8 protein-coding genes and 1 riboswitch are annotated in these 14,050 nt (G+C 67.5%); of the genes, 4 read left to right on the top strand and 4 right to left on the bottom strand.

Annotated features, from left to right (window positions below):
- Position 1: 1 nt before the first annotated feature.
- Positions 2-1,876 (bottom strand): potassium-transporting ATPase subunit KdpA, encoded by a 1,875-nt coding sequence (gene kdpA / locus BLU29_RS05185; protein WP_091055678.1) that lies wholly within the window; start codon positions 1,874-1,876, stop codon positions 2-4.
- Positions 1,877-1,887: 11 nt separating this feature from the next.
- Entirely contained in the window at positions 1,888-1,971 is an 84-nt protein-coding gene (gene kdpF, locus BLU29_RS18795; protein ID WP_091055676.1) for a K(+)-transporting ATPase subunit F, read from the bottom strand.
- A gap of 312 nt (positions 1,972-2,283) precedes the next feature.
- Between kdpF and BLU29_RS05175 the strand changes: the two genes are divergently transcribed.
- On the top strand, positions 2,284-3,471 hold the full coding sequence (locus BLU29_RS05175; RefSeq protein ID WP_091055675.1) for a KamA family radical SAM protein: 1,188 nt from the start codon (positions 2,284-2,286) through the stop codon (positions 3,469-3,471).
- Between the two features lie 93 nt (positions 3,472-3,564).
- On the opposite strand, the gene BLU29_RS05170 is transcribed toward BLU29_RS05175, so the two are convergent.
- Complete coding sequence (locus BLU29_RS05170; RefSeq protein ID WP_091055673.1) at positions 3,565-4,314, bottom strand: SIMPL domain-containing protein; 750 nt, start codon at positions 4,312-4,314, stop codon at positions 3,565-3,567.
- A gap of 412 nt (positions 4,315-4,726) precedes the next feature.
- Positions 4,727-4,839: riboswitch (TPP riboswitch) on the top strand.
- Positions 4,840-5,063: 224 nt separating this feature from the next.
- Between BLU29_RS05170 and BLU29_RS05165 the strand changes: the two genes are divergently transcribed.
- Positions 5,064-7,037 carry a TonB-dependent receptor gene (locus tag BLU29_RS05165; RefSeq protein WP_172830216.1) on the top strand — a complete coding sequence of 658 codons (1,974 nt, stop codon included), beginning with the start codon at positions 5,064-5,066 and terminating at the stop codon, positions 7,035-7,037.
- A 118-nt stretch (positions 7,038-7,155) separates the two neighbouring features.
- Here BLU29_RS05165 and BLU29_RS05160 read toward each other — a convergent pair whose 3' ends face one another.
- Entirely contained in the window at positions 7,156-9,042 is a 1,887-nt protein-coding gene (locus BLU29_RS05160; protein WP_091055670.1) for a TRAFs-binding domain-containing protein, read from the bottom strand.
- A gap of 221 nt (positions 9,043-9,263) precedes the next feature.
- Here BLU29_RS05160 and BLU29_RS05155 point away from each other — a divergent pair, with 221 nt between their 5' ends.
- Together BLU29_RS05155 and BLU29_RS05150 are read left to right on the top strand one after the other, a co-directional pair.
- Positions 9,264-11,693, top strand: coding sequence for a TIR domain-containing protein (locus BLU29_RS05155; protein WP_091055668.1), 2,430 nt, complete (start codon positions 9,264-9,266; stop codon positions 11,691-11,693).
- Position 11,694: 1 nt separating this feature from the next.
- Entirely contained in the window at positions 11,695-14,049 is a 2,355-nt protein-coding gene (locus BLU29_RS05150; RefSeq protein WP_091055667.1) for a TIR domain-containing protein, read from the top strand.
- Position 14,050: the final 1 nt, after the last annotated feature.

The following is a 14,050-nucleotide window of genomic DNA, read 5'->3' as shown; positions in this document are numbered from 1 at the left end:
TTTAGAACAAGGTCCCGGCGTGCATCAGGTAGTGCTCGACCACGGGGCCCATCGCGAGGGCGGGCAGGAAGGTGAGCGCGCCGACGAGCACGACGGTGCCGATGAGCAGGATAATGAAGGTGGCGCCCTCGACCTTGAAGGTGCCGGCGCTGGCGGGGACGAGCTTCTTGCCCGCGAGGCTGCCGGCCAACGCGAGGATCGGGACGATCATCAGGAAACGGCCGATGAGCATCGCGAAGGCGCCGGTGACGTTGTAGTGCCAGTCGCCGTTCGCCGGGTTGCCGGTGAGGCCGGCGAAGGCGGAGCCGTTGTTGCCGACGCTCGAACTGTAGAGGTAGAGAATCTCGCTGAAGCCGTGCGGCCCGGCGTTGTTGAGGCCCGCCTGGCCCCAGTCGGTGACGCTGGCCCACGCGGTGCCGCCGAGAATCGTCGCGGAGAGGACAATCAGGACCAGCATCACGAGCTTCACGTCGTAGGCCTGGATCTTCTTGCCGAGGTATTCCGGCGTGCGGCCGACCATCAGGCCGGCGATGAACACGGCGAGGATCACGAAGATCAGCATGCCATAGAGCCCGGCGCCCACGCCGCCGAAGATGACCTCGCCCGTCTGGATGTTGAAGAGCGGCACGAGGCCGCCGAGCGGCGTGAAGGAGTCGTGCATCGCGTTGACGGCGCCGCACGAGGCGTCGGTCGTGATGGTGGCGAAGAGCGCGGAGTTGAAGATGCCGAAGCGGACCTCCTTGCCCTCCATGTTGCCGTCCGCGGCGGCGACGCCGAGCTGCTGGTGGATGGGATTGCCCGCGGCCTCGGCCGGCCAGCAGACCAGCGCGCCGGCGACGAACAGCGCGAACATCGCGCCCCAGACGGCCCAGCCATGGCGCTGGTTCTTCACCATGCGGCCGAGATACCAGGTGAGCGCGCTCGGGATCGCGAAGATCGAGAGCATCTGGAGGAAGTTGGAGAGCGGCGTGGGGTTCTCGAACGGATGCGCGGCGTTGGCGTTGACGTAGCCGCCGCCGTTCGTGCCGAGCATCTTGATGGCGATCTGCGAGGCCACCGGGCCCTGCACGATGATCTGGGTGTCGACCTTCTGGTCCACCATCACCGGCTGGTCCACCATCACGGGCTTGCCGTCGGGGCCGGCGGCCGGCCGGCCCTTGTCGTCAAGCTTCGGCGCCGGCGCCGTCACGGGCTGGCCCTTCTCATCGGTCTTCTGGACCTGGGTCGTGTAGGGCTCGAAGGTCTTCGCGACCGTGTAGGGCTTGAAATTCTGGATGATGCCCTGCGAGACGAGGAACAGCGCGAACACCAGGCAGACCGGCACGAGCAGGTAGTAGGTCACTCGGACGGTGTCGGTCCAGAAGTTGCCGATGGTGCGGGCGGTCTGCCGCGCGATGCCGCGCACGAGGGCGGCGGCGATGGCGAGGCCGACGGCGGCCGAGGTGAAGTTGTGGATCGTCAGCGCGACCATCTGCGAAAAATACGACATGGTCGATTCGCCGGTGTAGTTCTGCCAGTTGGTGTTGGTCGTGAAGCTGGCCGCGGTGTTAAACGCGAGATTCGGGCTCAGCCCCGGCAGGCCCTGCGGATTGAGCGGCAGGTGATCCTGGAAGCGCAGGATGAAGTAAGTGAACAGCAGGCCCACGAGGCTGAACGCCAGCATGGCGATTGTGTATCCGATCCAGCTTTGCTCGTTTTCCGGATCAATCCCGCAGACCCGGTAGGTCAGGCGCTCGATCGGACGCACGACCGGGTCGAGCCAGGTCTTGCCGCGGGCATCGAGCACCTGCACGAGGTAGAGCCCGAGGGGCTTCGTGATCAGGAGCAGCGCGCCGACATACAGCGCAAATTGGAACCAGGCGTTGAAATTGTTCATGGCAGGGACGATCAGAATTTTTCGGGCCGCAGCACGGCCACGACCAGGTAGACGAGGAGGGCGAGGGCGATGAGACCGATGAGGAGATTTTCCATGGGAGAAGGGGCCGGTGGGTAAGGCGGTTTAGCGCAGCCGCTCGCAGAAGACGGCGTAAGCGGCGCAGAGGATGAAAAAGCCCGCGGCCAGGGCGGCAAAAATCAGGTCGTTCATGTTCATGAGAGAAGAAAGATTCCCGGCACGGTAACAGAGCGGCCGGGCGCAGGCTAATTAAGAGGCGAGGCGCGGGCATTAAGAATTCGCTAAGGCCGCCGGCGCGCCGGTCGACCCAGCCGGGAAGGGGGGCCGCGCCCACGGTGCATCCGGCCGTTTGACACCCCGGCCAAAGCAGCTATCTCTGCAGTCCGCCCATGCCCTACACCGAAGACCGCACCACTTGGTTCGCCGGGCAGGGTCTATGGTCGCACGTGCCGGAAGCCGATTGGAAGGACTGGGTCTGGCAGCTCAAGAACCGGATCACCACGATCGAGCAGCTCGAGCGCTACATGACGCTCACGCCGTCGGAGAAGGCCGGCTGTTTGTTTGCCAAGGACAAGCTGGCCCTGGCGATCACGCCGTATTTTTTCAACCTGATCGACCGCAACGATCCGGATTGCCCGATCCGCAAGCAGGTCATCCCGCGCAGTGATGAGATGGTCATCTCCTCCGGCGAGATGCTCGACTCGCTCGGCGAGGACGAGCACTCGCCCGTGCCCGGCCTCGTCCACCGCTACCCGGACCGCGTGCTGTTCCTCGTTACCGACCGTTGCGCCGCCTACTGCCGCTACTGCACCCGCAGCCGGCTGGTGAGCAACGCGCAGGACTACAACTTCCATCCCGAATACGAGCAGGCCCTCCGCTACATCGAGGCGCACCCGGAAATCCGCGACGTCCTGCTCTCCGGCGGCGACCCGCTGCTGCTTTCGGACAAGAAGCTCGACCACCTGCTCGGCCGCCTGCGCGCCATCAAGCACGTGGAGTTCATCCGCATCGGCTCGCGCATCCCGGTGTTCCTGCCGTCGCGCATCACGCCGGAATTGGCGGACATCTTTAAGAAACACGGCCCGATCTGGATGAGCGTGCACCTCAATCACCCGAAGGAGGCCACGCAGGAATTGAAGGACGCGTGCGAGCGCCTGTCGTTCGCCGGCGTGCCGCTGGGCAACCAGAGCGTGCTGCTCAAGGGCGTGAACGACGACCCCGACGTCATGAAGGCGCTCGTGCACCGGCTGCTGCGGATGCGCGTGCGGCCCTATTACATCTACCAGATGGACCTCATCACCGGCGGCGCCCACTTCAAGGTGGATGTCCGCAAGGGCATCGAGATCATCCGTGCGCTGCGCGGCCACACGACCGGCTACGCGGTGCCGCAATACGTCATCGACGCGCCCGGCGGCGGCGGCAAGGTGCCGGTCAATCCCGACTACGTGGAGCAGATCACCGACGACGAGGTCGTCTTCCGCAATTTCGAGGGCAGGCAGTTCCGTTATCCGCTGAAGGCGGTGCCGGTCCCGGAGAAGTCCGCCGGCCTCGTGATGCCGGCGGAGATCCATCTGTAGTGGGTGGAACCCGACCTCCGGGCGGGTTTGTTCGATGTGCGTCCTGAAAACCCGTCCGGAGACCGGGTTCCACCTTGGTGAAGACGCATCACTTCATTTCATTGCGAACGTCACGGCGATGGTGGCGGTGATGGTCTTGTCCAGCGCGGTGGTGTCGTTGTTACCCTCCCAGCTCGTCGACGAGGAATAAAGCGGGTTGATCTGGACGACGCCCATCCGCGCGGTGCGCAGCTCCTTGATCGTGCGGCCACCCTGCGTCGCAATCTGCTCGGCACGGCTGCGCGCGTCCTTCGTGGCCTCGGCCATCATCTCGACCTTCGCGTCCCCGGCCTTCGTGTAAATGAACTCGAAGCCGTCGGATACGAACGCGACGCCCTGTTGCAGCAATTCGCCGGAATCGCTCGCAAGTCGCGGCACGCGCTCGACCTCGGGCGAGTGCACCTCGATCGACTGGCTGAGCCGGTAGCCGGTGCGCACGTTGGTCACGGTGTCGTCCTCCTGGTTGCGCTGCTTCGCGGTGAGCTCGCGGATCTGCACCGCGGAGGCGGTGAAGCCGTCGATGCCGCGCGCCGCGAGGAACGCGGCGACCTTGACGGAGTCGGCGCGCAATTTCTGCTGCGCCTCCAGCAGCGTGGGCGCGTCGGCGGAAAAACTGGCGCGCCACACGACGAGGTCGGAGCGCACATTTTTTCGCGCGGAGCCGGTGACGTTGATGACTTGGGACTCGGCGATGCGGGTCCACGCGTTGGCGAAGACGAGGGCGGCGAAGACCAGGCCCGCGGAAAGCGCGAGGCCGGCCAGCACGCCGAAGAGATGCGGACGGGAGGCGGAGGGTGTGTTCATGATTTCGTAAGTTTATGACAAGGCGGAGCGCATTACTGCGCCCGGAAATCGGAACCCAACCGCTGCGTAACCAACTGCAGCCCAGTGCGAAGCACCAGCAAAATTCCGGATAACTTATTCACAAAAATTACTGCAAGAAAGATTCAACGTTTTCGAACGAGTCGCGTCTATCCTAACGACATCAGTGCGTCGTTTTCATAGACGAACATTGTTTGTAGTTCTTACGGTTTGCTTGGTGTTAGGTCATGCAGGGCGTCCCGCAAGGGGCGCCCTTCATGTTTATGGGGTTGGAAAATCGCCCGGCGGGACATATCTCGGGCCGTCCGCTGCACCAAAGCGCCTCTGGCTACTGCGGCCGCCGGTCATAGGGGGAAGTTTTTCTTGCGCCGGCCGGCGCCAGGCGTATCGCTGGCGTTGCCTGTAGGGGTGTCCTCCGCGGAGGACTGAGATTGCGGTGCGCTCGGCCGCTCGACCCTTCGAACCTGGACGGATCATGCCGACGAAGGAAACAGCAGGCGCCGCGAAAGCGCCATGGGGCGCGTGGCGCCCCTTCTTTGGGAGTCCGTTTGGGGCCGGGCCTCAAATCCATGCAACTCCCGAACCGAATCCTCCCTCTCGCCCTCGCGCTGACAGTCCTATCGCTGCGCGCCCAGACCCAAGGTGGAGCGCGGCCTCCAGACGCGCTGGTCGGACAACCCGTCCCAAGGCCGGGTTCCACCCCGGAAGCAGTCGCGCTTGATCCACTCCGGGTGACCGCGGACCTCTGGGAGCAGCCGCTCGCCCGCATCCCGGCCAGCGTTTCCGTTTACGACGAGGCTGCGCTGCGCGCCGGCGCCGTCCGGCACTTTGGCGACCTGGTCGACGAGATCCCGAACCTGACGTGGACCGGCGGCACGTCGCGCCCGCGCTACCTGCAGATCCGCGGCATCGGCGAGACCTCGCAGTTCGAGGGCGAGACACCCGACTCGGCCGTCCGCTTCCTGGTCGACGACCTCGACTTCACCGGTCTCGGCACGATCGGGAGCACGCTCGACGTGCGCCAGGTCGAGGTGTTGCGCGGCCCGCAGGCCGGCGCGTTCGGCGCCAACGCCGCGGGCGGCGTCGTCCGGCTCGTGACCAACGCCCCCACGCCGTTCTGGACCGGCGCGGCCGAGGCCACCTACGGCGAGGACGCGCTGCGCACGGGCAGCTTCGCCATCGGCGGTCCGCTCATGCCGGCCAAGCCGGAGGAATTGATGATGCGCTTCGCCATCCAACAGAGCGACAGCGACGGTTTCCGGCGCAACCTCACGCTCAACCGCGCCACGAACGCGCGCGACGAGTTCACCAGCCGGCTCCGGCTCACGTGGAACCCGAACGACCTCTGGCACTGGGAGGCCGCGGTGCTCGCCGCCGACTTTGACAACGGCTACGACGAGTTCGCCCTCGATAACAACGGCCGCTACACCTACAGCGACCAGCCCGGCGTCGACACGCAGCGCTCGCTCGCCGCGAGCCTGCGCGGCACCTACCGCGGCTGGGACGGCGTGCGCCTCACGACCGTGACCGGGGTCACGCGCACCCGCTCGCGCTACGCGTTTGACGACGACTGGACCGCCGCCTCCTACATGGGCTTCAGCGACCTGCGCCGCCTGCGCTGGGTCGTGAACGAGGAGCTGCGCCTCGATTCCGAGCCGGGACAGGCCGCCGGGGCGATCAGCCGCTGGACGCTCGGGGCGTTTTACTCCGCCCTCGATGAAACCTCCCGTTACGGCTATCAGGATCTCTACAGCACCGATGACCTGAAGGTCGCCTATCACTCCCGGAACACGGCGCTATTCGGCCAGGTCGGCCACGACTTCTCCCCCGCCACGCGCCTGGTGGCCGGCCTGCGCGTCGAACGCATCGCCCTCAACGGCACGGGCAGCGATCGGGGCGTGGTCGTGCAGCCGTCGTTCAACGACACCCTCGTTGGCGGCAAGCTCACGCTCGAGCACGACCTGAGCGACCATGAGATCGCCTTCGCCTCGGTCACTCGCGGCTACAAGGCCGGCGGCATCAACATCGACGCCCGCATCGACATCGGGGTGGACCCGCTCACCTACGCGACCGAGACGCTCTGGAACTACGAGGCCGGTCTGCGCGGTCACTGGCTCGACCAGCGCGTCACCGGCGAGCTGACGGCCTTCTACCTGCAGCGGCAGGACGCGCAGGTGCGCGACGCCGCGGGCTTCGGCGGGACCTACCGGTTCTTCACCGACAACGGCCGGGACGCCCACGTCTACGGCCTCGAGGCCGCCGGCGCCTACGTCCTGGCCAAGGACTGGTCGGTGCGCGGCTCGCTCGCGCTGATGCGTTCGGAGCTGGATCCGTTCACGCTCGCCAACGGCAACCCCGGCGGCGGGCATGACATGGCCAACACCCCGCACTACGGCTACACGCTCGGCACACGCTACGGTGCCGACCGCGGCTTCTTCATCAGCGCCGAGCTGGTCGGCCGGGCGCAGCAGTTCGACTCGAACAACGAGAACGAGGCGCGCCGGGCCTTCCGCGTGGTCAACGCCTCGCTGGGCTATGCCTGGCGCGAGTGGACCTTCACCCTCTGGGCGAAGAACCTGCTCAACGAGAACTACGACAAGCTCGTGTATTTCTTTGGCAACGCGGACCCCGACTACATCCCGACCCGCTACGACGACCGCGCGGACCCGCGCCAGATCGGCGTGACCGCGGCGTATCGCTTCTAGTCCGGTCACCCAGGCATCAAGTATACTATTGGTTGACATCAGACCCTCGGGGCAGATGTCAACCAATAGTATACTTGGGTGGCGGGCCCGGGCCGACTGGTGAAGTGAGGGCGCGGGCTCAGCCGCGGGCCCCGTCCTGGCGCCGCAGGAGATACATCGGCGTGGTTTCGAAATTCTTGGCCGTCGTGAGGTGGCCCACGTATTCGGAGGTCACGCCGCTGTCCGGCTCCAGCCGCAGCAGCGCGGCGAAACCGGTCGTCACGTAGACCTCGCCCGTCGGCGTGCGGGGCTCGATGCGGGCGGCGCGCGTGAGGCCGCGGCCCATCACCATGGGCAGCCGCAGCACCGGGTCATAGACCGGCACCAGCGGCGCCACGTGGCCGCCGAGCCGGAGGCCCATGTCGGCCGGCAGGCCCGCGGCCGCGAGGTCGACCGACTGCAGGCGTTCCTGCAGGTCGAGCGCGAGGCGGGCGCCGTTCAGGGCGTTGTCGATCACCACGAACAGGCCGTCGCCCCAGGTGTTGCGCACGATCACGTGTTCACCGTAGCGGTCGAGCACCTCCGCCACCGGCTGCATGACGGTGGCGAGGAAAAGCTTGATGTGCTCGTCGTGCAGCCGGCTGAAGCCCTTGAAGTCGCCGAAAAGCACCGCGCGGATGACGCGCTTGGAGGAGACCGCGACGAAGGGCGCCGTCGTGGTCGTGCGCGTCGAGCGGACGGGGATGACCTCGGTCGTGCCGCCCGCGAGCCGCCACTGTTGCATGTCGTGCGCGGTCCCGGCCTTGTCGCTCGACTCGTCGCCGTCGAACACGGCGAGCTGCCAGGCGCGGGTGTCGATGCTGGCCGCGCGGTTCATGGCCTGGCCCATGGCGATGCGGCCGGCGTAGGAGAACAGCACGTCGTCCCCGTTGTAGGCGCTGTCGCTGGCGATCGTGACCGAGGTCGCCGCGCCGAGGCAGTGCCGGAAACGTGCGACCCAGTCGGGGCCGGCGGGCTCCACGCTGATGGCGATGAATTCGTCGATGGAGAAGGGCAGCACCAGGTGCAGCTCGACCCCAAGCTCCAGCGCGGCTTCCGCGATGATGATGTCGGCGCCGCTGGCCAGCGAGCCGTGCGCGAAGCCGACCCGGTGGGCCTGCAGGCTGGCGCGCACCTGCGCCGCCACGGCCGGTTGTTGCTCATGGGGAAACCGCGCGCGCCCCCCCGGTGGCGCCGTCATGTGTCCGCAAAAATGGATCACCTCGGGCTGGGCCAGGACCTCGAGGATCGGCGCGGGGTCGGCGCCGACGGCGTGGCACAGGAAGCGGAGCTGGCGGCGGGTGGTGGCGTGCGCGCCGAGGTCGTCCTGGGCCCCCACGGCGGCGGTCTGCAGCGCGGCGATGGCGCCGTCGGTGTCGCCGAGGACGAGCAGCGCCTCGGCCTTGGTGACCCAGGCCCAGTAATGGCCGGAGTCGGCGGGGCCGGTGAGGGCCGCGGTTTCCCGGGCGACGACCTTGAGCACATCGCGGGCGAGGGCGTGGGCCTGCGTCTGGCGCCCGGCGATTTGCCAGAGGGTCGCGGCATTGACGCCGGCATAGGAACGGCCGAGGCGCCGGTAAACGTCCTCGTAGGCGGCGGCGGCCGCGGCCGCCAGGGGCGGGCGTTCGGACGGGGCGGCCTGCAGCGCGCGGTCCTTGGCGATGCGGGCGGAAAGGGCGGCGATGTCCTCGGCGAGCGCCGGGGGCAACTGGTCGGCGGGCAGGGTGGTCTGGAGGCTGGCCGCCTCGGCCGCCGCGCGCTTCGAATTGCCGGACCGTGCCAGCGCCAGCACGCGCAGATATTGGATTTCCGCCCGGGCGACGGGGGTGAAGGGGGGGTGAAACTCATGCGTCGCCGCCTCCTCCGCGACGTCGTAGGCGGCGAGGTATTGGCCCCGCCGGATCAGGCCGCGGATCGCGCCGATCACCTCGGCGCTGCTCATGGTCGCGGTCAGCGCCGGCTTCACTGTGGGGACGGGAGAGGGCATTCGGCCTTACTGAGGTATTTCAACGGGTGTCAGTGAGGGTTTGGGCTGGCAAGGACTAAGCATAACCGCCATGAACTACGGGGACTTATGCCGGACAACACACACTCGCCCGGCGGCGTTTTTCCCAGCCTTGCGCGGGAAGACACAGACGCGGCCCGGCGCATCGCCGAAGCGATGCGGGCCTCCGGCGTCGGCGCATGGTTCCGGCCCCTTAACTGAACATGTCCGAGCCGACCAAAGCCGTTTTCCTGAGTTACGCCCGCGAGGACACGGACGCGGCCCGGCGCATCGCCGATGCATTGCGCAGCCAGGGCGTCGTGGTGTGGTTCGACCAGGAGGAACTGCGGGGCGGGGAGGCGTGGGACGCGAAGATCAAAAAGCAGATCCGCGAGTGCGCGCTGTTCCTGGCCGTGGTGTCCGAGCACACGCAGGACCGGCCCGAGGGCTATTTCCGCCGCGAGTGGAAGCTGGCGGTGGAGCGCACGCATGACATGGCGGCGGGCGTGGCCTTCCTGGTGCCGGTGGCGATCGATGAAACGGCCGGGACGGAGGCGCTCGTGCCGGATGAATTCATGCGCGTGCAATGGACGCGGCTGGCGGGCGCGCTGCCTACGCCGGACTTTGTCGCACAGGTGAAAAACCTGCTGGCGGGCGGCAACCGCCGCCGGCCGTCCTTGGCGCCGATGGACGCAAAGCTCACCACCGCTCCGACGCGCACGCGGCCGCCCATGACCGCGCTGCCGCCGCCCGCCCCCAAGCCCGTGGCGCCGGTGGCACCCGAGACCCCCGCGTCCGCCAGGAAATCCGGCCGCCCCGCCTGGCTCTGGGGCCTGGTGGCCGTCGCCATCATCGGAGTCGGGGTCGGCGGCTACTTGTTCTGGCCCCAGCCGGAACCGCCCGCGCCGCCGCCGCGGCCCGTCGCCGTCAAGAAACCCGCGCCCATTGTCCCCATTGCGCCCGCGCCCCCAGCCTGGACCACGAGCGAAAAATCCATCGCCGTCCTCCCGTTCACCAACATGAGCGAGGACAAGGACAGCGGCTATTTCGCCGACGGCATCCACGAGGACATCCTCACCAACCTCGCGCACATCGCGTCGTTGCGCGTTGTCTCGCGCACCTCGGTCATGGAGTATCGCGGCAAGACGGAGAACATCCGCCAGATCGCCCAAAAGCTCGGGGTGAGCTTCGTGCTGGAAGGCAGCGTGCGCCGGGCCGGCAACAAGGTGCGGGTGACGGGCCAGCTCATCCATGCCGCCACCGACGAGCATATCTGGGCCCAAAATTACGACCGCGACCTCACCGACATTTTCGCCATCCAGGCCGAGCTGGCGCAGGAAATCGCCAAGGCCCTTTCCGCCGCCCTGTCGCCCCAGGAAAAGGCGCGGCTGGAGCATCCGGCGGCCACCAATCCCGCGGCCTACGATCTCCTGCTGCGGGCGCGGCAGATCGACCGCAACGGCAACGACACCCGGCAGGAATTGGACACGGAGGAGACGATGCTGCAAAAGGCCGTCACGCTCGACCCCGCCTTTGCCAGTGCCTGGGCCAACCTGGGTGTGGTCCACGCCCAGATGCGGTTCAATGCCCTCGACACCTCGGAAGCCCGGCTGGCCAAGGCCCGGACGGCGATCGACACGGCGCGGCGGCTGGATCCGGACAACGCGGATGTGATCCTGTGCACCGGCGCCTATTTCTATTACGGTCTGCGCGATTACCCGCACGCGCTCGAGCAATTCGGCCGGATGACCCAGCTGTGGCCCAATTTCTACTTCGGGCCCTTCATGACCGGCCTGGTCCAGCGGCGGCAGGGCAAGTGGGTGGAATCGCTGGCCAACTTGCGCCGGGCTTTCGAGCTCGATCCCGGCTCGGCGGAGCACGCGCGCAACCTGATGATCTCGATGGTCGCCATGCGGCGCTATCCGGAGGCGATGGCCGAACAGGAGCGCCGCGTGCGCCTGCTGCCCGAGTCCCTGCGCGAATCGTTCGAGGTGGCGCGGCTGAAATATTTCATGAACGGCTCGACCAAGGAAGGTGACGAGTTGCTGGCCGGTCCGATCGCCGGGCGGGCCGACCCGGTGACCGCAGCCGGTTATCGCAAGCTCTGGGCGGCGATGAAGGGCGATCTGGCCACCGTGGCCCACCTCGACCGGGAACACCCGGATGCGTGGGCTCCGGGTCTGGGCAGCGGCGGCGGATCCCCGGGGGAGTATGCCTGGAACAACGCGGTCGTCATGGCGGCACAGGGCGACATCGCCGGCGCCCGGAAGCGCGTGGAGAAATACCCCGCCGAGTTGCGCGCCCGGCTGATGAACGAGCCGCAGAACGCCGTGGTTCTGTCCCAGCTGGCGCAGATCGAGGCACTGCTCGGGCACAAGAAGGAGGCGCTGGCCGCGGCCCAGCAGGCGCGGACAATCTTGCCGGAGGCGGTGGATGCGCTCTCGGCCCGTGGCCCGCATCTGGCCCTGGCCTTTGTGCTCGCCTGGACCGGCGACAAGCCGGCCGCCTGCGCCGAGCTGAAGCAGCTGCTCGCCACGGGCGGGCAGCCCAATGTCAATTGGCTGAAAAACGGCCCGTGGTTTGCGCCGCTCAAGGACGTCCTGACCTTCAAGGCCCTGCTCGCCGACCCGAAGAACAACGCGCCGCTTTACTGACATGGCCGACCCGACCAAAGCCATCTTTCTGAGCTACGCCCGCGAGGATGCCGATGCGGCCCACCGCATCGCCGAGGCGCTGCGGGGCTTTGGCCTCGAGGTGTGGTTCGACCAGAGCGAGCTGCGGGGCGGGGATCAGTGGGACCAGAAGATCCGCGGGCAGATCAAGGCCTGCGCCCTTTTCATTCCCGTCATCTCCGCGACCACCCAGTCGCGCGACGAGGCCTACTTCCGGCTCGAGTGGAAGCTCGCCGACGACCGCTCGCACCTCATGGCGGCGGGCAAGACGTTCATTGTCCCGGTCGTCATCGACGACACGCCGGAAGCCGGCGCCGTGGTGCCCGACTCCTTCAGCCGATCCCAATGGACGCGGCTCCCCGGGGGCGAACCCGCCACCGCGTTCATCGAGCAGGTGAAGCGGCTGCTCGACGCGCCGAGAAAGCCGGCGCTGAAACCCGATCTGCCGCGGCCGCCGACCCTGCCGCCGGAATTCAAGCAGGCGGCCCAGGCCAAGGCGGCGGCGGAGGCGGCGGCAAAAGCCAAGCCGGCTGTGCCGGGTTGGATGTGGGGTGTGCTGGCGGCTGTGCTGGTCGCGGTGGGTGTCGGCGTGATGTTCCTGCGCCGGCCCGAACCGGTCGTCCCGCCGCCGGCTCCCGTGACGGTGGCGACACCCAAGCCGGCCCCGGCGGCTCCCGCCCTCAGCGACAAGTCCATCGCCGTCCTGCCGTTCACCAACATGAGCGAAGACAAGGAGAGCGGCTTTTTCGCCGACGGCGTCCACGAGGACATCCTGACCAATCTCGCCCTGGTCCGTGAACTCCGCGTCGTCTCCCGCACCTCGGTCATGCCCTACCGCACGACGACGAAATCCATGCGGCAGATCGCGCAGGAACTGGGCGTCGCCTACATCCTCGAGGGTAGCGTGCGGCGTTCCGGCAACAAGGTGCGCGTCACCGGCCAGCTCATCCACGCCGCGACCGACGAGCATGTGTGGGCGCAGGCTTACGACCGCGACCTCACCGACATCTTCACGATCCAGGCCGAGCTCTCGGCGCAAATCGCCGGCGCCCTCAAGGCTGCGCTCTCGCCGGAGGAGAAGGTCCTGCTTGCGCGCCGGCCGACGGAGAACCTGGCGGCCTACGATGCCTACGTGAAGGCGCGCCAGATGGCGCTCAGCGGCACGACTCAATTGCTGGAGTCCCGCACCATCGAATCCCTCCTCAAGCAGGCCGTGACGCTGGATCCCAGGTTCGCCGCCGCCTGGGGCGAACTCGGGCGGCAGATCGTCTTCCTTTACTTTAACGAGCTGGATCGATCGCCCCAGCGCCTGGCGGAGGCCAAGGCGGCCATCGAGACCGCCGTGCGCCTAGCGCCGGACGCGCCCGAGGTCATTGAGAGCTATGGCGACTATTTTTATTACGGCTACCGCGACTACGTCCGGGCGGGCGAACAATACGAGCGCCTCGCCGTGCTCCGGCCCAACGACGCCAGCGTGTTCGGTTCGCTCGGGCTCATCCACCGCCGGCAGGGTCGCTTCAAGGAGGGGCTCGCCGAACTGCAGCGCGCGGTCGAGATCGAACCGAGGAACCTTCGCTACCTGCGCACGCTCCAGCAGCTGATGCAGGGTCTCGACCGCTATGACGAGGCTGCCGCCCTGCAGCGGCGCGTGATCGATCTCACGCCCGGCGATCCGATCGAGGAGGCCAACCTCGTGCAGATTCCGTTCTTCGCGCGCGGCTCCACGAAGGAGTGCACGGATTTGCTGACCCAGACCAAACCGAAGACGGCCGGGGAGGTTTCCATCGTCAACTTCGGGCGCAAGCAATGGGCGGTGCAGATCGGGGACTGGACCGAGGCGATCCGGCTCGACGGGGTGGAGCGTTATTTCGAGAACCCCTCTTTCCCGCATTGGGGTCAGGATCTCACGATGGCCTTCGCCCTCGCCGCCCATGGCGACCAGGCGGCGGCCCGGGTGCGCGCCGAGGCGGCCCTGCCCGCGGTGCAGGCCGACTTGGAGAACAAGCCGTCCGCGACCGCCTGGGACGCGCTGGCCGGGATTTATGTCCTTACTGACCGCAAGAACGAGGCGTTGCGCGCGGCTCGCCGCGCGATGGAGCTGGTGCCCGAGGCGGGCGATGCCGTGGCTGGTCCCGGCATCAGCCTGGTCTACGCCTCCACACTGGCCTGGACCGGCGACAAGGAGGCGGCCCTCGCCGAGCTCGCCCGGCTCCTCCGCACGCCCTTCGGGGAGAACATCTACTCGGCGAAATCCAGCCCTCTCTGGCTGCCACTGCACGGCGATCCGCGCTTCGAGGCGCTGCTCAACGACCCGAAGAACAACGCGCCGCTCTTCTAAC

Source organism: Opitutus sp. GAS368 (assembly GCF_900104925.1).
Lineage (GTDB): Bacteria > Verrucomicrobiota > Verrucomicrobiia > Opitutales > Opitutaceae > Lacunisphaera.
Note: the sequence above shows the minus strand (reverse complement) of the source record. Positions and strands in the feature narration are given on the sequence as shown.